The organism is Halobaculum magnesiiphilum (genome assembly GCF_019823105.1).
Taxonomy (GTDB): Archaea; Halobacteriota; Halobacteria; order Halobacteriales; family Haloferacaceae; genus Halobaculum; species Halobaculum magnesiiphilum.
In genome coordinates, this window is sequence record NZ_CP081958.1 from 1981492 (window position 1) to 2006159 (window position 24668).

The window sequence follows — 24668 nt, forward strand, 5'->3', positions numbered from 1 at the left end:
GCCGCGCGGCGGCGACTGCGGACATGGACGTGACCTGCGAGGTCGTCGGCGAGGGGACCGAAACGCTCGCGCTCGACGACGACGCGACCTACGCCGACGTGTGCCGGGCGGTCGGCTACTCCCCTCACGAGGTGACCGTGCTCGTGGACGGAAGCCCGGTCCCGGAGGACGCCCCCGTCGAGGCGAGCGATCTGAAGGTGCTCCGGCTCATCAAGGGCGGATGACCGGCGACGACGCCGACAGCACCGTCGATAGTACCGCCGACGGCTCCGCCGACAACGCCGGCGACAGCGCCGCTGCCGCGTCGATCCGGCCCGCCCGCGGCGACGACGCCGACGCGGTCCGCCGACTCCTCGACGCCGCGATGCTCTCGGTTCCGGACGACCTCGCCGACCGCGTCGCCGCCGGCGACGCGCTGGTCGCCGTCGACGCCGACACCGCAGGCGAGACCGACGACCCTGCCGTGATCGGGGCGCTCGTGCTCGCCGACAGTCACATCGACGCGATCGCGGTACGAAAGCGCCGGCGGGCCGACGGCGTCGGCACCGCCCTCGTCGCGGCGGCCGCCGAGCGAACCGACGGGTCGCTGACGGCGACGTTCCGGCCGGGGGTGCGGCCGTTCTACGAGTCGCTGGGGTTCGAGATCGAGGCGCGCGAGGGGCGCTTGTTCGGAACGTTCGCGGACGCCGAGGACGACGCGGCCGACACCGACGCGTCGGAGTGATCGTCCGCGATCAGACTACGTCCGACAGCGGCGCGGCCGCGAACGGGGTCAACATCTCCTCGGGCGTCAGCCCGCCGTGCCAGCCGACGTAGCCGAGCTTCCCCGGCTCGTCACCCCGCCAGGCGGCCTTCCGTCGGTGGACGAACACGACGTCGCCGCAGCGGCGACGCAGGCGGTCGGAGACCTCCCGGTTTCCGAACAGTCCGCGGTCGAGGGCCTCCTCGCGGGTGAACGCCCGCCCGTCGAACGTCCGATCGAGGTAGTCGATCACCTCCTCGGTCGTCCCCGGCCGGAGGTGGAGGTGGACGTTGCGCGCGCCGCCGACCGGCGGGAGCGGGTCGCCGGCGCCGGCGTCGTCGTCGCCGTCGTCGTCGCCGTCCCAGCTGTCTCCCCCGTCGCCTCGCGCCAGCGGATACTCGGTCGGGGCGCCGGTCTCATAGCGACGCATGCGTTCCGTGAGGAAGTCGTGCTCCCAGAGGTCGACGTTGGTCTCGGGGTCGGTGTCGACGTGGCCGTGGTCGGCGGTGAGCACGAGCAGCGTCGACTCGGCGACCTCCTCGGGAACGCCCGACAGCGCCGTTTCGACGGCCTCCGAGACGGCTGCGAGCGTCTCGCGGTAGCGGTCGGAGTCGGTGCCGGCCTCGTGGGCCGCGCCGTCCACGTCCGAGAGGTACGCGTAGCAGTAGGTGTCCGGATCCGACTCGGAGAGCGCCTCGGTCAATAGCGATCGGAAGCCGTCGAGATCCTCGTAGCCGTGGGAGTCGGCGCCGGCGAGCGCGTGCGCCGAGTACGCGCCCGTCGCGGCCTTCGTGGGCTGGACGGTCACGGAGTCGACGCCCGCGGCCGCCAGGGTCTCGTAGATCGACCCGCCCGCGAAGAGGTCGCCGGCGTCGACGCCGGACGCCTCGTCGGCCGGCTCGCCGGATTTGGTCGTGAACGGGAGCGTCTGGACGACGCGGTCGGCGTCCTGGTGGTACACGTCCCAGCCGATCACGCCGTGCTCGGCGGGCGTGCGGCCGGTGTGGGCGGTCGTGATCGCCGCCGCGGTCTCGGAGGGGTAGACGGACGTGAGCGGCGTCACCCGGGCGGTCTCCGCGAGGTCGGCGAGCCACCCCGGCGCACGGTCAGCGGCGACCTCGCAATGCCACTGCTCGTAGCCGAAGCCGTCGACGAGCACGTGACAGACGCGGTCGTAGTCGGCGTCGTCGCCGGGGGCGGTGCCGGCGAGGCCGGGCACGTCGGCGACGGCGCCGTCCGGGAGCGGGTCGCCGGGGAGGTCGACGCCGAGCACCCCGCCGAGGGTCGCGGGGACGCCGGCGAAGCAGTACCGGCCGTAGTCGGGGAACAGGTAGCCGTCGCGCTCGCGGTCGTCGCGGATGCGGGCGGCGACCTCGTCGTCGAACATACCGGCCGTAGCGACGACCCCGCCGTCAAACCCGGGGATCCGGGGATCGGCCGCGGAACCGAGGAGGGGACGGCTCAATCGGTCGACGGGCCCACCGCCTCAGACCAGCGGCTCGACCAGCTCGTGGCCGTCGGCGAGGATCGCTTTCGTGTTCTTCTCGGAGCCGGATTCGGCGTACACGCGCATCTTCGGCTCGGTGCCCGAGGGGCGCACGAGCAGCCACGAGCCGTCGGCCAGGAGGAGCTTGAACCCGTCCACCGTCACCACGTCCGCGACCGCCTCGCCGGCGACCTCGTCGGGGATGTGGTCGGCGAGGTCGTCGATGACGCGGGCCTTCTCGCTGTCGGGGCAGTCGACGCTCACCTTGTCGGCGACGATGCGGCCGTGCTCGGCCTCCAGTCGGTCGACGCGGTCGTCGTACGACTCCTCGCTCTCGGCGGCGGCCGCGAGCAGCGCCATCAACACGCCGTCCTTCTCGCGGACGTGTCCGCGCACGGAGAAGCCGCCGGACTCCTCGCCGCCGATCAACGCGTCGTGCTCGCCCATCGCCTGTGCGACCCACTTGAAGCCGACCGCGGTCTCGAACACCTCCTCGCCGTGCGCCTCGGCGATCCGGTCGATGAGGAAGGTGGTCGAGACCGTCCGGATCGCGGGCCCGGAGTCGCCCTCCAGGAGGCGGTCGTACGTCGCCGCGAAGAAGAGGTTCTCGTCGAGGTGGCCGCGCTCGGGCGTGACGATCGCCAGCCGGTCGGCGTCGCCGTCGTTGGCGATCCCCAGGTCCGCGTCGCCCTCGACGACGCGCTCGGCGAGCGCCGTCAGGTTCTCGGCCGAGGGCTCCGGCGACCCGCCGCCGAACTCGGGGTCGCGCTCGCACCGGAGGCGCTCGACCTGGGCGCCGGCGGACTCCAGCAGGGCGTCGGTAACGCCGCGGCCGCTGCCGTGCATCGCGTCGTACGCGACCGTCAGCCCCGACAGATCGAGCGCCCCACCGTCGGCGACGAGGTCGTGGGCGTGTTCGGCGTGGGGGGTCCGGAGGTCGACGCGGCGGACCTCGCCCTCGTCGGCGGTGCCGGCGGCGTCGAGGGTCGGCTCGCGGAGGTTCGCCTCGATGCGCTCGGTGACCTCCGGGAGGGCGGGGGCGCCGTCGTCGGGGATGAACTTCACGCCGTTGTACTCGGGCGGGTTGTGCGAGGCCGTGACCATCATCGCGCCCGCGGCGTCGCGCTCGACGATACCGTACGCCACGAGCGGGGTGGGGCAGTCGCGCTCTGGGAGCAGCACGTCGAAGCCGTTGCCAGCGAGCACCGCCGCGAGCGACTCGGCGAAGCCCTCGGAGGTGGGCCGGGCGTCGTAGCCGACGATCACCGGGCGCTCGGAGCCGTCGGGCTCCGACTCGGCGAGGGTGTCGGCGACGGCCTGGCCGACGATCCGGACGCGGCGGTCGGTGAACGTGTCGAGGGTGGCGCGCCACCCGTCGGTTCCGAAGGAGATCCGGTCCATGCCCGAGGCGTCGGCACGCGGCGGCAAAAACCCGGGTGCCCGCGGCCGGACCGGACGAGCGCCGCATCCGGCGCCGGCCGCCGTCAGATCCCGACGGGCTTTTGCGCGCCCCCGGGAACTCTCTGGCATGTCGGAGACGCCGACCGTCGTCGCCGTGAACGGCTCGCGGCGCGACGGAAGCTACGGCCGGGCGACGCTGCGGTACGCCCTCGACGCCGCCGTCGAGGCCGGCGCCGAGCCGGACTTCATCGATCTGGGTGATCCCGAACTCGACGTGCCGCTGTATCACCCGGACATCGACGCCGCCGACGCCGGCGACGTGCCGGACCTGCTCGCGCGCATGCGCCGCGCCGACGGCGTGCTCCTGTGCACGCCGGTGTACCACGACTCGTACTCGTCGGCGTTCCGGAGCTTCCACGACTGGTGCAGCTTCGACGAGTACGAGGACACCGTCGTCGGGCTGTTCGCCGTCGCCGGCGGCGGCTCCTACGGCGGGACGCTCGAACACATGCGCGCGACGATCCGCGGCGTCCACGGCTGGGTCGCCCCGCTTCAGGTCGGGATCCGCAACGCGCGCAATCGCTTCGAGCCGTGGGACGAGGGCGACCGGCCGCCCGAGGGCGCGATCGGCGCGGACGCGCGCTACGAGTTCGTCGACGACGCGTTGCGCGAGCGCACGATGAAACTCGGCCGTCGGATCGCCCACTACGCCGGCCACAAGGACGAGTTCCTTGACGTTCCGGAGTAACTGGTCGGACGGGCGACCCCTCAACCGATCGACCGCTCCTACCCGATCAGCCGCTCCTTCTCCCGTCGCGACCGCTGTTTGATCGCGTACTCCCGGCTCATCGCCGCCGACTTCGAGTCGAACGCCTCGACGTGGACCAACTCGACGGGCGCCCGTCCGCGGGTGTACTTCGCGCCGTCGCCGGCGTCGTGCTCGGCGACGCGGCGGACCACGTCGGTCGTGTAGCCCGTGTATAACGACCCGTCGGCACACTCCAGCACGTACACGTAGTGATCGGCCGCCGGGACGGCGACGCCGTCGACCCGTTCGGGCTCGTCGCCGCCGGCGGCGTCGGTCGAGTCGCTGTCGCTCACGTGGGCGGTGTTCGACGCGCGGACGATAAACTGACGCGGTGCGGCACGGAGCCGCCGGCCCCGAGTCCCGCGGGGGAACGGGGGACGGATGGGTGGTGGCCGTCGCGGCGCGGTGAGGTGGTCGCAGAGCGGTTCAGTCGTCTGCGCGGGTCCGATCCCGTGCCGCTTCGGCGATGCCCGCGTTCGCAGAGCAGGACGGGCACGCGTTCAGGTTCCCGCGTTCGTCGCTGAACACGCGGGCGAAGCGGTCGGATACGTGCGACCCGCAGTGGTCGCAGCGTGGCATGTGGTCGACCGGCATCCACCGCTGCCGGTAACACGCGTAGGGGTGCATGACACATATACTCTTTCACGGCGCACGGGCCGTGCAGCGGCGGAAAACGGCGTCGAACCGGTCGGTCAGTCGTCCCCTTCATCGCGGGAGCCGTCGACGCCGATCGCGATCAGTCCGGCCTGCGTCCCGGCGACGAAGCCGGCGTCGACGTTCACCACCGAGAGGACGGTACACGACTGGAGCAGGCCGAGCAGCGCCGCCTTCCCGTCGCCGCCGACGCCGTACCCAGTCGACGTGGGGAGGCCGATCACGGGCGCGCCGACCAGGCCGGCGACGACGGGCGGCAGGGCGGCCTCCCGCCCCGCGACCGCGACGACGACGTCCGCCCCGCGAAGGGCGTCCAGCTCGTCGAGCACGCGCGTGAGGTTGGCGACGCCCACGTCCTCGATCGTCTCGACGCGCGGGCCGGCCTCGCCGGCGACGACGGCCGCCTCCCGGGCCGCGGGCGCGTCAGCGGTGCCGCCGGAGACGACGACCACGTCGGCGTCGACGGCCGGCGGCTCGTAGTTGTCGGCGTGGACGACGACGGTTCTCGCGCGCGCGTCGCGCTCGACGGTCGCCTCGGGATGCTCCTGGTCCATGTAGGCCCGCACCTGCTCGGCCGTCTCGTCATCGGCGCGCGTGACGAGCGCCCGCCCGGTCGAGTCGACGGCGGCGTCGGCCATCGCCGCCACCTCCGCGGGCGTCTTCCCCTCCGCGAGGATCCCCTCGGGGATCCCGCGGCGATGCTCCCGGGCGGCGTCGAACCGTCCGGCCTCCGTGGTCGCGTAGCCGCGCAACCGCGCCTCCGCCTGTGCGGGCGTCAGGTCGCCGGCGGCGACCGCCTCCAGCGTTTCGCGCATGGACGACCCTCGGGGGCGGACCGACTCGAAGCCTCCGACCGGGAACGGTATATAAACCCGAAGTCGGAAACACCCGTGAACGGCCGCGAGGGGCCCCGCCTCGCGGGATAACTTGGGAAATCTTATAAGGAGGCGTCGGGAAAACCAGATTGCATGGCAGACCTCATCGTCAAGGCAGCCGTCAAGGAGTACCTCGAGGAGAAGAACGTCGCGTCCGATTTCTACGACGCACTCGACGGGGAAGTCGAGGAGCTGCTCGAGGACGCCGCCCGCCGCGCCGAGGAGAACGATCGGAAGACGGTCCAGCCGCGCGACCTGTAAACTCGGCCACCTTCCTCCACTTCTTTCACCGACCGCGTAGCCGCGGCGCCGCCGATCGCCCGTGCTCGACGAGCTGGACGCCGGCGCTGAGGCCTACGGCTCCGTCCGCCGCACGTCGCCGTCGTCGTCGCCGACGAACACCGCGTCGGCCATCCCGACGAACAGGCCGTGCTCGACGACGCCAGCAACGCCCGACAGTTCCCGCGCCAGCGACGCCGGCTCCGAGACGGTGCCGAAGTCGCAATCGAGCACGAGGTTCCCGTTGTCGGTGATCACGGGCCCGTCCTTGCGCTCGGCGTCCCGAAGCGTCGGGTCGCCGCCGGCGTCGCGCACCGCACGCTCGACGCGGGCGAGCGCGTCGGGGAGCACCTCGACGGGGACCGGGTGTTCGAGCCGATCCGCGAGCTTCGAGTCGTCGGCGACGACGAGGAACTCGTCGGCCGCCGACGCGACCACCTTCTCGCGGGCGTGTGCGGCGCCGCCGCCCTTCACGAGCGCGTTCTCGTCGAGGGCGACCTGGTCGGCGCCGTCGATCGCGAGGTCGACGCGGGCCACGTCCGACAGCGACAACAGGGGGATCCCGACCTCCCTCGCGAGCGCCCGCGACTGGTAGGAGGTGGCGACGCCCTCGATGTCGAGCCCCTCGGCGACGCGCTCGCCGAGGTCGCGGATCGCGTGCGCCGCCGTCGAGCCGGTGCCGAGCCCGACCACGTCGCCGTCGGTCGCCTCGGCGGCGGCCGCCTCGCCGGCCGCCCGCTTCGCCGCCTCCGTCCCCGCGGTGTTCTTCATGCTCGGGTGCTCCGTCGGGGGGCGCAAAACGCTTGCCCGTCGAGGCGGCCGAAGGTACTTACGCCAGAGCGACACAGACCCCGCCGTGTCCCTGGCTACCCTCTCTCCCCGTGTCCTCCGTCTCGTCGCCATCGCCCTCGTGGCGTCGGCGCTCGTCGCCGCAGCAGTCCCGGCCGACGGCGCCGCCCGTGCGCCGCCGGAGCCCGCCTGCGGCGTCTGCGTCGACGGCGCGCTCGCCGACGCCGCCGACCGCCACGGCGTCGCCGTCGCGGTCGAACGCGCCACCCTCGACGTGCGCGTGTCCGACGACGGATCGACCCGCTGGACCGCCCGCCTCGACCTGTCCGACGGGGCCGAGGCGCTCCGGAACGACTCGCTGCGGGCCGCGATCGTCGCCGACGCGACGGCCTCGGACGGCGGCGACCGGACGAGTCGGATGGACGGCGACACGCTGGTCGTCGAGCACAGCCGCGGCGACGCCGCCGAGCGCGAGGCCGGCGCGGTCCTGTTCACCGCCTTCGACGCCCGCGACCCCGTGCTGCCGTTCGTCATGGGCGGCGAGGGGACCGTCTATCCCGGCGCGGACGCGCTCGTCGTCCACGCGCCGGAGGGCCACGTCGTCGCCGGCGGCGTCGGCGACGGGACGGTCGAGGGACGGACCGTCGTCTGGCGCGGCGCAGAGGGCGGGGACGACGGGATCGACCGCGACGCGGTGCCGACGTTCCTCCCCGAGGGCGCGGCGGCGCCGGGCGTCCGGGGCGTCCTCGCCAGGCTGCTCGCGGGGTACTGAGGCCGTCCCACCGTGGCGCCCTCGGGAGGTCTTCGGAACCGATCCGACGGCGCCGAACCGGCAGCGCCGGCGACCGGGACGAAGACGGTATTAGCCGCCGCGACCACGGTCTGGGTATGCACGTCGAGTTCGACCGTGACACCTGCGTCGGGATGTACCAGTGCGTGGCCGAGTGGGACGCCTTCGAGAAGGACATGGACGCCGGGAAGGCGACGCTCGTCGGCGGCGAGGAGACCGACGAGGACACCTTCTCGCTGGAGGTGCCCGACGGCGACGAGCTGGACGCGAAGTTCGCCGCCCGCACCTGCCCGGTCGACGCCATCCGCCTGTACGACGACGACGGCGAACAGCTGATCTGAGCGGGCGGGCGCCCGACAGGCGCCCGAGAGGCGTCCGGCGAGCGTCGAACCGGGACCGTCGAGGAGGGTCACAATGAAGCGGTCGTCCGCGCCCGAGCGAGCGGGAACGCGAGAAACGGTTATCACGGATCCTCGTGTTGGGCCGACCGATGCCAGCATCCGAGCGCTGTCACATCACGGAGTGGGCCGCGCTCCTCGACGAGTCCGTCCCAGAGACGGCCTGCGACGAACGCCGGTTCGAGTTCCGGCCGCGCGAGGAGCGCTGAACCGGTCGTTCGAGCCGTGAGGCGTCCGGATTCACTTTCGCCACGGTTCGCGAAGGTTTACCCCGTGTGAGGCGAAAGATCCGACGATGGCCGAGGCCGCCGCGGAGGACGAGTACGTCGAGCACCCGCTGCTCGTTCCGGAGTTCATCGAGAACCGTCGCTACCAGACGGACCTGGCGGTGACCGCCCGTGAGGGACACACGCTCGTGTGCCTCCCGACCGGCCTCGGGAAGACGACCGTCTCGCTGCTTGTGACCGCCCACCGGCTGTACGAGACCGGCGGGAAGGCGCTGTTTCTCGCGCCGACGAAGCCGCTGGTCCAGCAGCACGCCGACTTCTACCGCGAGGCGCTGGACATCGCCGACGAGGAGATCGTCGTGTTCACCGGGGAGGTGCGCCCCGACGACCGCGCCGAGCTGTGGGAGAGCGCGAGCATCGTCATCGCGACGCCGCAGGTCGTCGAGAACGACCTCGTCGGCAACCGGGTCTCGCTGGCGGACGTGACACACCTGACGTTCGACGAGTGCCACCGCGCCAGCGGCGACTACGCGTACGTCTACATCGCCGAGCGTTACCACGCCGACGCCGAAAACCCGCTCGTCACCGGGATGTCGGCCTCGCCGGGGGGCGACCGCGAGGAGATCACGGCCGTCTGTGAGAACCTCGGCATCGACCAGGTGGAGGTGATGACCGAGGACGACGCCGACGTGGGCGAGTACACCCACGACACCGACGTGCAGTGGGAGCGGATCGACCTCCCCGAGCCGATCATCGAGATCCGCGACGCGCTCAACGAGGTGATCACGGACCGGCTGGAGAGCCTGAAGCAACTGGGCGTCACGAACACGACTCAACCGGACGTCTCCCAGAAGGACCTCAACAAGATGCGCGGGGAGCTCCAGCGCATGATGGACGGGGGAGACTCGGACGCCTACACCGGGATGTCCGTGCACGCGGAGGTGATGAAGCTCCGACGCGCCGTCGAGCTCGTCGAGACGCAAAGCGTCGAGGCGCTGCGGCGGTACTTCGAGCGCCAGCGCAACGCGGCCCGCTCGTCGGGCGCCTCGAAGGCGAGCCAGCGGCTCGTCTCCGAGCCCAAGGTGCGCGAGGCGATCCGCAAGGCCGAGAACTTCGACGACCTCCACCCGAAGTTCCGGCGCACCAGAGTTCTGCTCGCGCAGACGCTCGGCATCGGCGGCGGCGAGCGCGTCATCGTGTTCACGGAGTCCCGGGACACCGCCGAGGCGCTGACAGAGTTCCTCTCGGCCTCCTTCGACACCCGACGGTTCGTCGGCCAGGGCGACAAGGAGGGCTCCGACGGCATGACCCAGAAGCAACAGCAGGAGACGCTGGACGCCTTCCGCGCCGGCGAGTTCGAGGTACTCGTCTCCACCAGCGTCGCCGAGGAGGGGCTGGACGTGCCGGAGGTCGATCTGGTGCTGTTCTTCGAGCCGGTGCCGACCGCCATTCGCTCCATCCAGCGCAAGGGGCGGACCGGCCGGCAGGCCGAGGGGGAGGTGGTCGTCCTCCTCGCCAACGACACGCGCGACGAGGCGTTCTTCTGGATCTCGCGGCGGCGCGAGAAGGAGATGGAAAACGAGCTGCGCGAGCTGAAGGGGGTCGCCGACGAGTTGACCGACGAACTCGACGACGGCCAGACGGGACTGACCGAGTTCGACGGCGAGGCCGACGACGAACGCGAGAACAGCGAGGGCGACGACGCGGCAGTCGCCGACGCCTCGGCCGAGTCCCCGCCCGACTCGACGGCGGCGTCGACCGCCGACGGGTCACAGCCCGGGCTGACCGACTTCGACCCCGAGTCGACGGGCGACGACGAGACGACGAAGGACGGCAGCGAAACGGCTGACGACGGCGGTGTGAGTGGCGACACGACCGTCGACGGCGGCGACGGCGACGCTGACGACGAGACCGACGCCGGCAGTGACGCGGACGACGGCGTCGTCGCCACCGCCGGGAGCGACGAGGGAACCGAGATCGTCATCGACCAGCGCGAGCTGGAGTCGACCATCGCGCGCGACCTCTCGACGCGCGAGGGGATCACCACCCGGCTGGAGACGCTGGCGGTCGGCGACTACGTCCTCTCGGACCGCGTCGCCGTCGAGCGCAAGTCGGTCGCGGACTTCCTCGACACGCTCGTGGGCGGCGACCGCTCGATGTTCGAGCAGGTGAAGGACACCGCCCGCGCGTACGCCCGGCCCGTCGTGATCATCGAGGGCGAGGACCTGTACGGCGAGCGCAACGTCCACCCGAACGCGGTCCGCGGGGCGCTGTCGTCGCTGGCGATCGACTTCGACGCGAGCGTCCTCCGCACCGAGGACGAGGCCGACACCGCCGACCTGCTGGAGACGATCGCCCGGCGCGAGCAGGAGACGAACGACCGCGAGGTGTCCGCACACGGCGAGAAGGGGGCGAAGACGCTCGCCGAGCAACAGGAGTACGTCGTCTCGTCGATCGCGGACATCGGTCCAGTCACCTCGCGGGCGCTGCTGGAGCACTTCGGCACCGTCGAGGGGGTGATGACCGCCCGCGAGGAGGACCTGCTGGAGGTCTCGGGCGTCGGGCAGGTGACGGCCGAACGCATTCGCGAGGTCGTCGGAAGCGACTACCCGGAGTAGCCGCGAAACACCCGTTCTCCGCCGTGTACGGTTCGGTTCTCAGCGACGCAGCGCCGAGAGCGCCTCGGCAGCCTCCCGAGCCGCCGCGAGGTGGTCGGCGGCGACACGGGGGTCGGACGCCTCGGCTGCTGCCTCGGCGTGGCGCCGCAGCGTGCTCGCGAGTGCGTCGCGGCCGGCCGCGAGGTCGTCGCCGGCGGCTCCCGCGTTCGCGTCGCCGGCGGGCCGTGTCGATGCCGGGGAGGTATCACGTCCGGCCGCCACGTCGACGCTCGCGTCCACGTGGCCCGTTGTCTCCGGTGTTGCCGTCCCGGCCGCCTCCGCGGCGTCAACCCCGGCCCCGTCCACGTCCGCGGACGCGGACGCGCCCCCCGGTGAGGACGCCGCCGGCTCCGTCGGGCTCGGGGACGGGCTCTCGTTCGGCGTCGCGCCGGGCGCCGCGTCCTCGTTCGCCACAGCGGCGTTCGTCGAGTCCGGATTCGCCGCGTCCGGGTCCACCGCGTCCGGGTCCGCCGCGTCCGCGTTCGCCGGCTCGTCCGGCGCCGCCCCGTTCGAGCCCTCCACGTCGCACTCGGGGCAGAACTCCTGCCCGTTCTGTCGGAAGATCGGCGAGCCGCAGGCGTCGCAGTGGTCGTTCGTCATCGTCGCGCCCTTGAGCAGGAGTTCGCTCATCCGGCGCGTGGACTCGCGCTTCTCCTCGTCGCGGGCGAACTTCTCGCGGAGCTTCTCGCGTTCGGCCTCCTTGTCGAACTCCGGGTCGTCGCCGTCGGGCGCCTCGTCGGACGCGTGTTCGCTCATGCTCGGGGAATGGTCGTCGCGAGCGAAAAAGTCAGCGGCGTCGAGGGGAGCTCACAGCGAGCGAAGCGACGGAAGCGCAGCGCCGAGCACCGCCCCGTACAGCACGTGGGCCGCGAGACTGAGGGTGTCGAGGTTCGGGAGCGGCGGGGTCGCGGGCGAGCCGACCGCCGCGAGCCACGCCGGCATCACGAGGGCCGCGAGGACCGCCCAGAGCGCGACGCCGTAGCCGACCCCGAGCAGCGTCGAGCGTGTCGGGTCGACGACGCCGAGGGCGTTCGCGAGCGCGACGAACCCCACGCCGAGGACCGCGCCGTGGCTCACGTGGACGATCCAGCCGGCGAGCCCGCCGGAGAGTCCGTACAGCGAGGGGATCGCGACCTCCAGCGCCGCCGGCGCGAACAGCGAGAACGCCGCGCCCATCGCGATCCCGGCGAGCGCGCCCGCCGCGACGCCGCCGCGCCAGCCGGTCCCGACCGTCTCGATCTCCGGTTCCGCCGTCGTCGCCGTTCGTGTCTGTGTCGCCATAGCGTCACGTATGGACGCGTGCTCCGGGGATAGCCGTACGTACACGATGCGGCCCCGACAGGTCGGGCACCCTCCCCGGCGACCCGGAGCACCGTCGTCGCCCGGTCCGTCGGCCGACTCGGCCGGCGTCCACGCGACCGCCACGGCACCCGTAACTTCAAAGCTCAAGAGGCGAAAGTACGATCGTGTCGACGACGGACGGTCACCTGCGCTTCTTCCCGTACGACGAGCCGTACCCGAACCAGGAGGAGGCGATGGACCGGATCGCCAACTCGCTGGAGCGCGGGCAGGACGTGCTGTTCGAGGGCGCGCCGGGGACCGGCAAGACGCTCTCGGCGCTGGTGCCCGCGCTGGAGCACGCCCGCGAGCACGACCGCACCGTCGTCATCACGACGAACGTCCACCAGCAGATGCGCCAGTTCGTCGAGGACGCCCGCGCCATCCACGAGACCGAGCGTATCCGCGCGACCGTGTTCAAGGGGAAGTCGTCGATGTGCCACATCGACGTGGACTACCAGGAGTGTCAGACGCTGCGCGACACCACGCGCTCGCTCGTCGAGGACCGGTCCGACAAGGAGCAGCTGGAACAACGGCTCGATGACCTCACCGACGAGATGCGCGAGGGCGCCGACAGTGCGGGCGGCGGCTCCGGCGGCGACCCCGGGAGCGCCGCCGAAGCCAGACAGGCCGTACAGGAGGAGCTGGATCGTCTCGACGAGGAGATCGACGACGAGGCCGCCAACACCTGCGACTACTACCTCCAGAACCTCACCGGCGACACCGGCGAGTTCTTCTCGTGGCTGTTCGACGACGTGCGCACCCCCGACGAGGTGTACGAGTACGCCGGCAGCCGGGGCTTCTGCGGCTACGAGCTGCTGAAGGAGGGGATGGAGGATGTCGAACTCGTCGTCTGCAACTACCACCACCTGCTCGACCCGCAGATACGCGAGCAGTTCTTCCGGTGGCTCGATCGCGACCCGCAGGACGTGATCACCGTCTTCGACGAGGCGCACAACGTCGAGGACGCCGCCCGCGACCACGCCTCGAAGACGCTCACCGAGAACACCCTGGAGTCGGCGCTCAACGAGCTGGAGGAGACCGACGACTCCCGCGCCGAACCCGCCGAGAACGTCCTCCGGGCGTTCACCGAGGCGCTGCGGGACACATACGACGACAAGCTCGGCTTCGGCGCCCGCGAGCAGATCGGCGAGAACTGGGACGACGTGAGCATCGCCAACGACGACCGCCGCGACGACCTGACGCTCGCGTTCCTCGACCGCTACGAGGGACAGGGGATCCGCGCGGAGTGCGACCTCGCGCTCCAGCTCGGCAAGCGCCTCGACGAGGAGTACGAGGAGGCGTACCGCGACGGCGAGACGACGACCCGGCGGGAGTGTCAGACCCTGCAAGCGGCCGCGTTCGTCTCGGCGTGGATGGACGACGGCGGCGAGCTCGGCCAGCACCCGGTCGTCTCCGTCCGGCGCGACGCCGGTACCGACGAGGTGTACGGCCGCGCGGAGCTGTACACCTGCATCCCGCGGGAGGTGACCGCGGAGCTGTTCGACGAGGTGTACGCGAGCGTCCTCATGTCCGCCACCCTCCGCCCGTTCGACGTGACAGAGGACGTGCTCGGGCTGTCGGACCCGGCGACGCTCGCGTACGGGATGGAGTACCCCGAGGAGAACCGCCGAACCTTCTCGGTCGCCACGCCGGCGCTGTTCGCCTCCGAGCGCGACGACCCCGCGACACAGGAGACGATCGCCGCGACGCTGTCGGATGTCGTGCGGTTCACGCCCGGCAACAGCCTCCTGTTTTTCCCGTCCTACGCGGAGGCCGAGCGCTACCACGAACTGCTCTCGGGCGACCCGAACCTGGGTACCCTCCTGCTCGACGGTTCCGAGCCCGACACGGAGCAACTCCGTCGCCGCCTCGTCGACAGCGGTGACGCGACGCTGTTCACGTCGCTGTGGGGCACCCTCGCCGAGGGCGTGAGCTTCGACGGCGACGACGCCCGGACGGTCGCGGTCGTGGGCGTGCCGTACCCGCACCTCTCCGAGCGAATGGAGGCGGTACAGGAGGCCTACGACCGCGCGTTCGCCGAGCGCTCGCGGGACGCCGGCTGGGAGTACGCCGTCGAGATCCCGACCGTCCGCAAGACCCGGCAGGCGCTCGGCCGCGTGATCCGCTCGCCCGAGGACTTCGCCGTTCGCGCGCTGCTGGACAAGCGCTACACCTCCGCGGACATGGGCAAGTACTCCGTGCGGGGCGCGTTCCCCGTGGAGGAGCGCGAGGAGCTGATCGACATCGGCCCCGGGAAACTGAAGTTCGCGATGTTGAACTTCTTCACCGACCACGCGGCCTACGACGGGGAGCCGCCGGAGCCGTAGCGAGGTGAGAGTGCAGTACGGAGGCGACTACTCCAACAGCTCCACGAGCAGTCCCTTCTGCGCGTGCATCCGGTTTTCCGCCTGAACCACGACCGCTTTTCACGGGGTCCTCCTCGCTCGTGGTTCGAGACGGCAAAGCCGTCTCGTCATCACGAAAGGCGCTTCGCGCCTTTAGAACGACTTCGCTTGCTCGTCGAACCCCGCCAAACCCCGTCGATGCTGTCAGAGCGCAACGCGCTCTGACTGCCAACCAGACGCCAAAGGCGTCTGGTGATGACAAAAACGCTCGCTTCGCTCGCGTCGGCTACTCCAGCAGCTCCACGAGCAGCCCCTTCTGCGCGTGCATCCGGTTTTCCGCCTGCTCCCACACGAGCGAGCGGTCCGACTCCAGCACGGCGTCGGTCACCTCCTCGCCGCGGTGGGCGGGCAGACAGTGCATGAACGCGGCGTCCGTGTCGGCGAGCAGGTCCTCGTTGACCTGGTAGCCGTCGAAGGCCGGGAGCTTCTCCTCGCGTTCCGCCTCCTCGCCCATGCTCACCCACACGTCGGTGTAGACGACGTCCGCGTCGGCGACCGCCTCCTCGGGGGAGTCGACGGCGGTCGGCTCGGTCCCGAGATCGGCGCAGCGGTCGTACACGTCGTCGCCGAGGCCGTAGCCGTCGGGCGTCGCGACCGCCAGATCGAGCCCCGCGAGCGCGGCGCCGACGGCGAACGAGCGGCCGACGTTGTTGCCGTCGCCGACCCACGCCGCCGACACCTCCGAGAGGTCGCCGACCTCCTCGCGGATCGTGAGGAGATCCGCGAGCGTCTGGCACGGGTGGGCGTCGTCGGTGAGGCCGTTGATCACCGGAACGCCGGCGTACTCCGCGAGGGTCTCGGCGTTCTCGTGGGCGAACGTCCGCACCATGATCGCGTCGGCGTAGCCGCCGAGCGCGCGGGCGGTGTCCTTCAGCGGCTCGCCGTGGCCCAACTGGATCGCGTCGGGCCCGAGGAACATCGCGTGACCGCCCAGCTGAGTCATCCCCGTCTCGAAGCTCGCGCGCGTCCGGGTCGAGGGCTTCTCGAACAGCATCGCCAGCGTCGTCCGCGGGAGCTGCGTGAGGTCCTTCCCGGCCTTCAGGTCGGAAGCGCGCGCGAGGACCTGCGCCAGTTGGTCGGTCGTCAGGTCGTCGATGTCGAGGAAGTCGCTCGGGAACTCGTCGGTCTCGTCCGGCATCGTCGATGTCGTGTGGGTGCTCATCGTGATCGTGGGTCGTGGGATGTGTCGCGTGTGGTGTGGTGAGTCGGTGGTCGTGTGTAGTGCGCAGAACGGGGCGGGCGACGGTCGGAGCCGCCGGGGCCGCCGTAGATCAGCCGTCGGTTCGGCCTCGCAATCGTCGCGAGGCGTCGGTCAACACGTCGACCGAGCGGTCGAACTCCCGCAGGGGGAGCCGTTCGTCGGGCGCGTGATCCAGCGCGGAGTCGCCGGGGCCGTACGTCGCCATCGGCACGTCCCAGGCGCCGGCGAACAGGTTCACGTCGGCGGTGCCGGTCTTGCGGAGCAGACGCGGGTCGCCCCCCGCCTTCCGGATCCCGCCCCGCAGCGCCGTCGCCACGGGGTCGCGCGGGCTCCCCATCACCGGCGGGATCGGCTCGTTCCAGTGGACCGTCCCGACGTCGAGTTCGGCGTCGGCGCGCTCGCGAACGTCCTCGGGGTCGAGCGACGGCGGCACGCGGAACTGCACGTCCATCGTCGCCTCCATCGAGAGGCCGTCCTCCGAGAGGCCGCCGTCGACGGCGACGGGTTTGGTCGTCACCTGCTCGAAGACGGCGCCGTAGTCGTAGTAGTCGAACGCGCCCTCGACGCGCTGCCACCAGTGGATCGCGTGCTCGACGGCGTTGGGGTCCGGCCGGGAGGTGTGTCCCGACTCGCTGGTCGCGACGTAGGTGCCGGAGATCAGCCCGCGGTAGCCGAGCGTCACGGCGTCCCAGCCGGACGGCTCGCCGTTGATCACGGCCTCCGGCGCGTCGCGGGTCTCGACGAGGTGGCGCGCGCCCCGGGAGTCGGTCTCCTCGCCGGTGACGCCGACGAACGAGACGCCGGTCTCGACGGCCGCGACGGCCATCGCCGCCAGCGGCCCCGTGGCGTCGACGCTGCCGCGGCCCCACAGCACGGGGCCCTCGACGCCCAGTTCCTCGTCGCCGTCGGCGACGTCGACCGGCACCTCGCCGGGCACCGTGTCGACGTGGGAGGTGAGCAGCAGGGAGTCGTCGGCCGGCGCGCGGACGTTGCCCACCTCGTCGACGAACGCCTCGCGGCCGTGCGCCTCGAGGAACTCGACGAGCACCGCCGCCGCGTCGGCCTCCTCGCCGGAGACGGACGGCGTCGACACGAGGTCGTACAGCAACTGGCGACCCTCCGTGTCGAGCGCGTCGTCCGGGTCGACGGGGTTGGGAACGGCCAGCATCTACAGCACCTCCGTCAGCGCGTCGACGACCTCGCGGGCGTGGCCCTCGTTGATCACGAGCGGCGGCAGCAGGCGCACGACCGAGCGACCGGCCGGTAGCGCGAGGATCTGGTGTTCCATGGCGAGGTCGCGGAGGTAGCGGTTCGCCCCCCGCTTCACCTCGACGCCGATCATCAGCCCCTCGCCGCGCACGTCGCGGACGGGGAGGTCGTGTTCCTCGACGGCCTCCGCCAGTTGGGTCGTGAGGTACTCGCCCACTTTCGCCGCGTTGCCGGGCACGTCGTTGGCGACGAGCTCCTCCAGCGTCGCGTTGGCCGCGGCGGCGACGACCGGGTTGCCCGAGAACGTCGACCCGTGGCTGGCGGCGCCGTCGGCGATCCAGTCGGCACACAGCGTCGCGCCCAGCGGGAGGCCGGAGGCGACGCCCTTCGCCGTCGTCAGGATATCGGGCTGGACGCCCGCGCCCTCGCAGGCCCACAGGTCGCCGGTGCGGCCCATCCCGGTCTGGATCTCGTCGAACACGAGCGCCGCGCCCGCGTCCGCCGTCAGATCGCGAGCCGACTGCAGGTACCCGTCGCCGGCGGGGTTGATCCCGCCCTCGCCCTGCACGGGTTCGAGGAAGACGGCTGCGGTCTCGTCGCCGACCGCCTCCGCGAGCGCCTCCTCGTCGCCGTAATCGACGAACTCGACGCCGCCGGCGACGGGCTCGAAGGGGGCGCGGTACTTCTTCTTCCACGTCATCGCCAGCGCGCCCAGCGTGCGGCCGTGGAAGCCGCGCTTCGTGGCGACGACCTTCTCGCGACCCGTCGCCGAGCGCGCGAACTTCATCGCCGCCTCGTTGGCCTCCGTGCCGGAGTTACAGAGCCACACCTTCGAGAGGTCGCCGGGGGCGACCGCGCCGAGGCGTTCGTACAGTTCCGTGCGAGCGCTGTTCGGGTACGACGCCTGCACGTACAGCAACTCGGCCGCCTGTTCTTGCACCGCGTCGACCACGGCCGGCGGGCAGTGCCCGAGCGGGGTGCAGGCGTAGCTCGCGCCGAAATCGAGGTACTCGGTGCCGTCGCTGGCGGTGAGGTGGACGCCCTCTCCGGACTCCAGTTGGATCGGCTTCTCGGAGAAGACGAACCCCTCGCCCGCGTCGCTGGGGTCCTCGAAGGCGCTCATCCGTCCACCTCCGCGTCGGCGGCGTCGCCTCCGGCGTGGGCTTCGCCGCCGTCGATCAGGGCCGAGCGCTCGATACGCGTCCCGGCGCCGTCGAGCGCGGCGACGATGGGGTCGCGGACGTTCGCGTCGGCGACGGTCACCGCCGTCGCGCCGGATTCGAGCGCCTCGGTCGCCGCCATCACCTTCCGGGTCATGAACCCCTCGGCGGCGTCGGTGAGCGCGTCGTACTCGTCGCCCGTGGCGACCGACTCGATGAGCGTGTCGGGGTCGTCCGGGTCGGCGTACACGCCGGCCACGTCCGTGAGGACCACCAGCTCCGCGCCGAGCGCGCCCGCGACGGCCGCGGCCGCGCGGTCGGCGTCGGTGTTCACCGGGGTGCCCTCGCTCTCGGACTCCATGCCGAACATCGGCGGCGACACGACGGGCGTGTAGCCGTCAGCGAGCAGGGTCGACAGGAGACCCTCGTTGACCTGCTTGGGCGTGCCGGAGTGGTCGCCGCGCTTGATCTTCTTCTTGCCGTCCTCGACGACGCGGACGGCCGATTTCCGGGGGCCGGTCAGGAGGCCGCCGTCGACGCCCGAGAGGCCGACGGCGTCGACGCCGGCGTTCTTCATCGCGGTGACGAGGTCGGTGTTCACCTGCCCCGCCATCGCCATCGTGAACGCCTCCATCGTCTCGGCGTCGGTGAAGCGGCCGGTGACACCCGAGGGCGTCTCGACGTACTCCGACTCGATGCCGAGGCGGTCCAGCAGGTCGTCGACGGCGGTCGAGCCGCCGTGGACGACGACCACGTCGCGGCCGTTCGCGACGAGGTGAGCCACGTCGCCGACGGCGCCCGCGGGGTCGACGGCGCGCGCGCCGCCGAGCTTCACGACGACGGGCGGGCCGTCGCCGCCGTCGGGCAGGACCTCGCCGTCCGCGACCGCGGCGGCGCCGGGCCAGCTCACGGCGATCCCACGGGGTGGAGCCCCTGGAAGTCGAGGCCGGCCGTCTCCTCCAGCCCGAGCGCGACGTTGGCGGCGTGGACCGCCTGCCCCGCCGCGCCCTTCATCACGTTGTCGATGGCCGAGAAGGCGACCACGCGGCCGTTCTCGGGGTCGAGCTCGAAGCCGACCTCGGCGTAGTTCGTCCCGGCCACGGCCTTCGGCTCGGGGTAGCGGTACACGCCGCCGCCGCCGGCGACGAGGCGGACGAACGGCTCGTCGTCGTACGCCTCGCGGTAGGCGCCCCACAGGTCGCCCGTGGTGACGCGCTCGCTCGGGAAGGCGTGGCACGTCGCCGCCGCCCCGCGGGTCATGTCGACCGCGTGGACGGTGAACGACAGCGAGAGGCCGAGTTCCTGCTGGATCTCCGCCTCGTGGCGGTGGCCCGTCGGCGCGTACGGGCGCACGACGCCCGAGCGCTCCGGGTGGCTGGAGGCGGCGCCGCCGCCGGCGCCGCCCTCCGAGGAGCCGACCTTCAGGTCCGCGACGACGCGGTCGTCGGGCGTGATTACACCGGAATCGACCAGCGGCTTCAGCGCCAGCATCGTCGCCGTCGCGTTGCAGCCGCCGGAGGCGATGAGGTCCGCGCCCTCCAGCTTCTCGCGGCCCAACTCGGGGAGCGCGTACGTGGCGTCCGCGAGGTGTTCGGGCGCGACGTGGCCGTCGTACCACTCGTCGTAGTCGGCCGCCTCGTTCAGCCGGAAGTCCGCCGAGAGGTCAACCACGGTGCCCGCGGCGTCGCGGAAGGCGTCGATGTGCTCCATCGAGACGCCGTGCGGGGTGGAGGCGAACAGCACGTCCACCGACTCCAGATCCTCCGGCGAGGAGAAGCGCAGGTCGACCCCGCGCAGGTTCGGGTGGGCGTAGCCGAGCGTCTTGTTCTCGTACTCGCGGCTCGTCGCCTGCGCGAGTTCGAAGTCGGGATGGCCCGTCAGCAGGCGACACAGTTCCCCGCCCGCGAAGCCGGAGGCGCCGACGACGGAGGCGGTGAGTTGCTCGGTACCGCCGTCGGCGACGGCGACTCGCGGGTCGCTCCGCTCCCCGCTCGTTGTCGAGGACTCGCTGCGCTCGTCCTCGCTCATGCCGTCGCCACCGCCTCCTCGGCCACTTCCGCCTTCAGTTCGAGCCAGTCGACGACCGCCGCGGGCACGTCGACCGCGCTCGCCTCGTTCAGCGCCTTGAACTCGACGGTGTGGTTCACCTCGTGAACCGTGTACTCGCCGTCCTTCGTCTCCATCAGGTCGACGCCGAGCAGGCCGCCGCCGACCGCGTCGCTCGCGGTCGCAACGAGTTCTTTCGCCTCGTCGTCGAGGTCGAAGGTGGCCGTCTCGCCGCCCTTCGCGGCGTTGGTGAGCCAGTGGTCGGAGGAGCGCGTCATGGCGGCGACGGGTTCTCCGTCGCAGGCCAGCACGCGGATGTCGCGGCCGGGCTTGTCGACGTACTCCTGCACGTAGAACACCTTGTGCTCGTAGTGCCCGAGGGTCGCCTTGTGCTCCAGGATCGCCTCGGCGGCGGTCTCGGAGTCGATCTTCGCCATCAGCCTGCCCCACGAGCCGACGACCGGCTTGACCACGCAGGGGTAGCCGAAGTCCTCGATGGCCTCCATCGCGGCCTCCTTCGTGAACGCGACCTCCGTCGCCGGCGTCGGCACGCCCGCCGCCTCCAGCGCGAGGCTGTTCTTCACCTTGTCCGCACAGACCGCGGCGGTCTCGGGACTGTTGATCACCGGCACGCCGTACGCCGACAGGAACCGCGTCGCGTACAGCGACCGGGAGGTGGCGAGACAGCGGTCGATCACCAGATCGCAGTCGGTCACGTCGGCGCTCGTCGAAGCGAGGCCGAACCGCTGCTTGCGCACGTCGATCTTCGCGACCTCGTGGCCGCGCTCGCGAAGCTCCGACAGGAGGAGCTTCTCGTCCTTTCGGATCCGGGAGTAGAGCAGGCCGATCTTCATCTTACTCCCCCCAGTCCTCTTCGAGCTCCGGGGCTCGATCGAGGACCGGCGGGGAGACGTCGACGACCTCCAGTTCGGCGCCGCACGTTTCACAGTCGACGATCTCTCCGATCTCCAGGTCGTCGTGCAGGGCCACCGTGCCCCCGCACTCGACGCATTCGGCTTCGGTCATGGTGTACTCACCAGTACCTCGCTATCGGACTTTAATCCGTCGATTCTGTCAGCGAAAATTAATGGCGGAGTCGTCGCTACGCGGCGTGAGCGGACGGGTCGGCGCGGATCTCGAATCCGGTGTTCGAAATCTGAGTAGTGTAGGCCCCGAGGGGGGCCGGCGGGGCCACCGCCGCCGGCGGGCGCGGGACGGCGGCCGGGACCGGACGCGGCGACGGTCGCGGTCGGACGCCCCCTCGCGGTCGTCGTCGCGGCCGTCGCGGAAGTCGCGGACGGCGGCCGCCCGATGGGGCCGTCGCTCGCGGTCGAGCGAGCGGTCGGGGACGTCGCAGGCGGGTCATGGTCGTGGTGTCGGTGTGGGTCGCGGTGTCGCGCTCAGGCGTACTCGTCGACGGCCTCGGACAAGTCCGTTTCGGCGGCCGCCAGCGCGTCGCGGCGGACCGCGAGTTCGGCCTCGTGGTCGTCGACCGTCTCGGTCATGCGCGCGAGGGAGTCGGCGACGGCGTCGGGCGCCGGGCCGCCGCGGGAGTCGCGTGCGGCGACGCTCCCGGCGGGGTCGAGCGCGGTCGACAGGTCCTCGCGGCTCACGTACGCGTAGAGGGACTCCCCAAGTACCTCTTGTGCGGCCGTGTCAAGATTTGCGGCGAGGGTCTCCGGATCCGCGTCGTCGGGGGCGGTCGCGGCGGCCTCGGCCACGACCTCGTGGGCCGTGCGGAACGGGATCCCCGCCGACGCCAGCGCGTCGGCGACGCCCGTGGCCGTCGAGAAGCCCGCGCCCGCGTCCGCGGCGCACGCCTCCGGGTCCCAGTCGCCGGTCGCGACCGCGCCGGCGACGACCTCGGTCGCCTCGGTCGCGTCGTCGACGGCGTCCCAGGCGTGGGGCGTCGCGCGCTGGAGGTCGCGGTTGTACGCGCGCGGCAGTCCCTTCAGCGTGGTGAGCAGCCCGGTCAGGTCGCCCGACACGTCGCCCGCGACCGCGCGGGCAAGTTCGAGCGTGTCGGGGTTCACCTTCTGGGGCATGATCGACGAGGTGGACGCGTAGTCGTCCGAGGGCACGAAGTAGCCGTCCTTCGCGTGCTCGATGAGGTCCGCGGCGAGCCCCGACAGCGTCGCCGTCAGGTTCGCGAGCGCGGCGGTCCCCTCGACGAGGAAGTCGCGCGCGGAGGCGGCGTCCGTCGAGTTCTCGACGACGCCGTCGAAGCCGAGCAGGTCGGCCGTGCGCTCGCGGTCGATGTCGAAGGTGGTGCCGCCGAAGGCCGCCCCGCCCAGCGGCGACTCGTTCGTCCGGTCGAACGCCGCGAGCAGCCGGGCGGTGTCGCGCGCGACCGCGCCCGCGTACGACGACAGGAAGTGCCCGACTGTGACGGGCTGGGCGTACTGCCGGTGGGTGAACCCCGGCATGACGGTGTCGGCGTAGTCGGCCGCGGTATCGAGGAGGGCCTCCCGGAGCGCGAGCGTCGCCTCGGCGGCGTCGAGCAGGTCCGCGCGGTAGCGGTAGCGGATGCAGGCGGCGACCTCGTCGTTGCGCGAGCGGGCGGTGTGCATCTTCCCGCCCACGTCGCCGACGCGGTCGACGACGGCCGACTCGATCGCCTCGTGGACATCCTCGCCGTCCGGGAGCGCGCCGTGTCCGGCCGACTCGACGGCGTCGAGCCCCGAGAGGATCTCGGCGGCCTCGTCGTCGGCAACGATCCCCTGCTCGGCGAGCATCACCGTGTGGGCGCGGTCGACGGCGAGGTCGGCGGCGAAGATGCGCTCGTCGGCCGCGAGGCTCGACATGAAGCCGCGGGCCGGGCCGCCCGCGAAGCGGTCGCGGCGGACGACCGTCTCGGTGTCCGCGTCCGTATCATCCACGTCGCCGCCGGCGCCACCGTCGTCGGTCATCTACTCGTCGTCCTCGTTTCCACCGTCGGCCGCCAGCGTCTCGCCGTCCTCGCCGGCCTTCACGTCCTTCAGCACGCGGTTCGCGAGGCGCTCCTGGAAGCCGTGGTACTTGGCGACGCCCGTGGCGTCGGCCTGCTCGATGCCGTCGACGGTCTCGGTGTTGAACGAGGCGGCCGACTCGGAGTAGACGCCGTACTCGGAGTCGCGGGCGACGGGGCGGCACTGCCCGCCCTGCAGCTTGACCGTGACCGTGCCGGTGACCTTCTCCTGACCGGCGTCGAGGTACCCCTCGAGGGAGTTGACGAGCGGGGAGTTCACGAGGCCCTTGTACCCCTGCTGGGCCCACTGCTCGTCGACCTGCCCCTTGAAGTCGCGCTCGCTCTTCGTGAACACGAGCTGTTCGAGCGCCTCGTGGGCGGTGAGGAGGACGGTCGCCGCGGGGTGCTCGTAGTTCTCGCGCACCTTCAGCCCGAGCATGCGGTCCTCCATCATATCGGTGCGGCCGACACCGTACTGGCCCGCGATCTCGTTCAGGTCCTCGATGAGCGCGACCGGGTCCAGCGCCTCGCCGTCGAGGGTGACGGGGTAGCCCATCTCGAAGCCGATCTCGACGAGCTCCTCGCCGTCGACCTCGCCGGGCGTCGTCGTCCAGTCGTAGATGTCCTCCGGCGGGACGTAGGTGGGGTCCTCGAGGTCGTCGCCCTCGACCGAGCGCGACCAGAGGTTCGTGTCGATCGACCACGCGCCCTCGTTGCCGCCCTCGACGGGCAGGTCCTTCTCGTCGGCGTACTCGATCTCCCACTCGCGCGTGAGGCCGAGTTCGCGCACCGGCGCGATGACCTCCTTGTCGGAGGCGCGCCAGACGGTCTCGAAGCGGAGCTGGTCGTTGCCCTTCCCCGTGCAGCCGTGGGCGAGGGCGTCGCAGTCGTGCTCCTCGGCGACCCCCAGGATCGCCTCCGCGATCACGGGGCGCGCGAGCGCCGTCCCGAGCGGGTACCCCTGATACGTCGCGTTCGCGCGCACGGAGTCGAAACACAGCTCCGCGAACTCCGCCTTCGCGTCGACGACGTAGTGCTCCAGGTCGAGCGCCTCGGCGGTCTCCTCGGCCTCGTCGAACTCCTCTGCGGGCTGGCCCACGTCGACGGTGACGCCGACGACCTCGTCGTAGCCGTACTCCTCCTCGAGGAGCGGGACGCACACCGTGGTGTCGAGTCCGCCGCTGAATGCGAGTGCAACGCGTTTTGTCATACTCAACGCTCGAACGTCGACACCCATAAATTCGGCGTTTGCA

General features: G+C 71.7%; 25 protein-coding genes. 8 read left to right on the forward strand and 17 right to left on the reverse strand.

The window, feature by feature from the left end; translation table 11 throughout:
* Window positions 1-23: 23 nt before the first annotated feature.
* Together samp2 and K6T50_RS10020 are read left to right on the forward strand one after the other, a co-directional pair.
* Window positions 24-224 (forward strand): ubiquitin-like small modifier protein SAMP2, encoded by a 201-nt coding sequence (gene samp2 / locus K6T50_RS10015; RefSeq protein ID WP_222606468.1) that lies wholly within the window; start codon window positions 24-26, stop codon window positions 222-224.
* Window positions 221-724 (forward strand): GNAT family N-acetyltransferase, encoded by a 504-nt coding sequence (locus K6T50_RS10020; RefSeq protein WP_222606469.1) that lies wholly within the window; start codon window positions 221-223, stop codon window positions 722-724. The genes samp2 and K6T50_RS10020 overlap by 4 nt, the downstream gene beginning before the upstream one ends.
* Window positions 725-734: 10 nt before the next feature.
* Here the strand turns inward: K6T50_RS10020 and K6T50_RS10025 are convergent, their stop codons facing one another.
* Together K6T50_RS10025 and K6T50_RS10030 are read right to left on the reverse strand one after the other, a co-directional pair.
* Window positions 735-2129, reverse strand: coding sequence for an alkaline phosphatase family protein (locus K6T50_RS10025; RefSeq protein WP_222606470.1), 1395 nt, complete (start codon window positions 2127-2129; stop codon window positions 735-737).
* 99 nt (window positions 2130-2228) lie between these two features.
* The gene (locus tag K6T50_RS10030; RefSeq protein WP_222606471.1) at window positions 2229-3629 is read right to left on the reverse strand and encodes a phosphoglucomutase/phosphomannomutase family protein; all 1401 of its coding nucleotides are present in this window, start codon (window positions 3627-3629) and stop codon (window positions 2229-2231) included.
* Between the two features lie 127 nt (window positions 3630-3756).
* On the opposite strand from K6T50_RS10030, the gene K6T50_RS10035 reads away from it, so the two are divergent.
* On the forward strand, window positions 3757-4377 hold the full coding sequence (locus tag K6T50_RS10035; RefSeq protein WP_222606472.1) for an NADPH-dependent FMN reductase: 621 nt from the start codon (window positions 3757-3759) through the stop codon (window positions 4375-4377).
* A 38-nt stretch (window positions 4378-4415) separates the two neighbouring features.
* Here the strand turns inward: K6T50_RS10035 and K6T50_RS10040 are convergent, their stop codons facing one another.
* The 3 genes from K6T50_RS10040 to larB all read right to left on the reverse strand — a co-directional run bounded on the left by K6T50_RS10040 (window position 4416) and on the right by larB (window position 5906).
* Window positions 4416-4643: a GIY-YIG nuclease family protein gene (locus K6T50_RS10040; protein ID WP_222608885.1), complete on the reverse strand. Its 228-nt coding sequence runs from the start codon at window positions 4641-4643 to the stop codon at window positions 4416-4418.
* Window positions 4644-4863: 220 nt separating this feature from the next.
* A complete protein-coding gene (locus tag K6T50_RS19290) occupies window positions 4864-5016 on the reverse strand; it encodes a DUF7563 family protein (protein ID WP_425601380.1) in 153 nt (50 codons plus the stop codon).
* A 113-nt stretch (window positions 5017-5129) separates the two neighbouring features.
* Window positions 5130-5906, reverse strand: a complete 777-nt coding sequence (gene larB, locus K6T50_RS10045; RefSeq protein WP_222606473.1) for a nickel pincer cofactor biosynthesis protein LarB — start codon at window positions 5904-5906, stop codon at window positions 5130-5132.
* A 153-nt stretch (window positions 5907-6059) separates the two neighbouring features.
* On the opposite strand from larB, the gene K6T50_RS10050 reads away from it, so the two are divergent.
* Window positions 6060-6227: a DUF1931 domain-containing protein gene (locus K6T50_RS10050; RefSeq protein ID WP_073308856.1), complete on the forward strand. Its 168-nt coding sequence runs from the start codon at window positions 6060-6062 to the stop codon at window positions 6225-6227.
* Window positions 6228-6320: 93 nt separating this feature from the next.
* On the opposite strand, the gene rpiA is transcribed toward K6T50_RS10050, so the two are convergent.
* A complete protein-coding gene (gene rpiA / locus K6T50_RS10055; protein ID WP_222606474.1) occupies window positions 6321-7016 on the reverse strand; it encodes a ribose-5-phosphate isomerase RpiA in 696 nt (231 codons plus the stop codon).
* A gap of 85 nt (window positions 7017-7101) precedes the next feature.
* Between rpiA and K6T50_RS10060 the strand changes: the two genes are divergently transcribed.
* The 3 genes from K6T50_RS10060 (at window position 7102) to K6T50_RS10070 (ending at window position 11067) form a co-directional block, all read left to right on the forward strand.
* Complete coding sequence (locus K6T50_RS10060; RefSeq protein ID WP_222606475.1) at window positions 7102-7806, forward strand: hypothetical protein; 705 nt, start codon at window positions 7102-7104, stop codon at window positions 7804-7806.
* A 116-nt stretch (window positions 7807-7922) separates the two neighbouring features.
* Window positions 7923-8165: a ferredoxin gene (locus tag K6T50_RS10065; RefSeq protein ID WP_222606476.1), complete on the forward strand. Its 243-nt coding sequence runs from the start codon at window positions 7923-7925 to the stop codon at window positions 8163-8165.
* 352 nt (window positions 8166-8517) lie between these two features.
* Window positions 8518-11067 carry a DEAD/DEAH box helicase gene (locus tag K6T50_RS10070; protein WP_222606477.1) on the forward strand — a complete coding sequence of 850 codons (2550 nt, stop codon included), beginning with the start codon at window positions 8518-8520 and terminating at the stop codon, window positions 11065-11067.
* A gap of 39 nt (window positions 11068-11106) precedes the next feature.
* Here K6T50_RS10070 and K6T50_RS10075 read toward each other — a convergent pair whose 3' ends face one another.
* Entirely contained in the window at window positions 11107-11862 is a 756-nt protein-coding gene (locus tag K6T50_RS10075) for an Sjogren's syndrome/scleroderma autoantigen 1 family protein (RefSeq protein WP_222606478.1), read from the reverse strand.
* Between the two features lie 51 nt (window positions 11863-11913).
* A complete protein-coding gene (locus K6T50_RS10080; protein WP_222606479.1) occupies window positions 11914-12387 on the reverse strand; it encodes a histidine kinase in 474 nt (157 codons plus the stop codon).
* 185 nt (window positions 12388-12572) lie between these two features.
* On the opposite strand from K6T50_RS10080, the gene K6T50_RS10085 reads away from it, so the two are divergent.
* Entirely contained in the window at window positions 12573-14774 is a 2202-nt protein-coding gene (locus tag K6T50_RS10085) for an ATP-dependent DNA helicase (RefSeq protein ID WP_222606480.1), read from the forward strand.
* A gap of 304 nt (window positions 14775-15078) precedes the next feature.
* Here K6T50_RS10085 and argF read toward each other — a convergent pair whose 3' ends face one another.
* From argF to K6T50_RS10130, 9 genes are all read right to left on the reverse strand, one after another.
* Complete coding sequence (gene argF, locus K6T50_RS10090) at window positions 15079-15990, reverse strand: ornithine carbamoyltransferase (protein WP_222606481.1); 912 nt, start codon at window positions 15988-15990, stop codon at window positions 15079-15081.
* Between the two features lie 133 nt (window positions 15991-16123).
* Window positions 16124-17221, reverse strand: coding sequence for a [LysW]-lysine hydrolase (locus K6T50_RS10095; protein ID WP_222606482.1), 1098 nt, complete (start codon window positions 17219-17221; stop codon window positions 16124-16126).
* Window positions 17222-18385, reverse strand: a complete 1164-nt coding sequence (locus tag K6T50_RS10100) for an aspartate aminotransferase family protein (RefSeq protein WP_222606483.1) — start codon at window positions 18383-18385, stop codon at window positions 17222-17224.
* Window positions 18382-19332, reverse strand: coding sequence for an acetylglutamate/acetylaminoadipate kinase (locus tag K6T50_RS10105; protein ID WP_425601381.1), 951 nt, complete (start codon window positions 19330-19332; stop codon window positions 18382-18384). The genes K6T50_RS10100 and K6T50_RS10105 overlap by 4 nt, the downstream gene beginning before the upstream one ends.
* Window positions 19329-20450, reverse strand: coding sequence for an N-acetyl-gamma-glutamyl-phosphate reductase (gene argC / locus K6T50_RS10110; protein WP_222606484.1), 1122 nt, complete (start codon window positions 20448-20450; stop codon window positions 19329-19331). The genes K6T50_RS10105 and argC overlap by 4 nt, the downstream gene beginning before the upstream one ends.
* On the reverse strand, window positions 20447-21322 hold the full coding sequence (lysX, locus tag K6T50_RS10115; protein ID WP_222606485.1) for a lysine biosynthesis protein LysX: 876 nt from the start codon (window positions 21320-21322) through the stop codon (window positions 20447-20449). The genes argC and lysX overlap by 4 nt, the downstream gene beginning before the upstream one ends.
* A 1-nt stretch (window position 21323) precedes the next feature.
* Window positions 21324-21494, reverse strand: coding sequence for a lysine biosynthesis protein LysW (gene lysW / locus K6T50_RS10120; protein WP_073308810.1), 171 nt, complete (start codon window positions 21492-21494; stop codon window positions 21324-21326).
* Window positions 21495-21868: 374 nt separating this feature from the next.
* Entirely contained in the window at window positions 21869-23377 is a 1509-nt protein-coding gene (gene argH / locus K6T50_RS10125) for an argininosuccinate lyase (RefSeq protein ID WP_222606486.1), read from the reverse strand.
* The gene (locus K6T50_RS10130; RefSeq protein WP_222606487.1) at window positions 23378-24625 is read right to left on the reverse strand and encodes an argininosuccinate synthase; all 1248 of its coding nucleotides are present in this window, start codon (window positions 24623-24625) and stop codon (window positions 23378-23380) included. It abuts the gene before it with no gap.
* Between the last annotated feature and the right edge of the window lie 43 nt (window positions 24626-24668).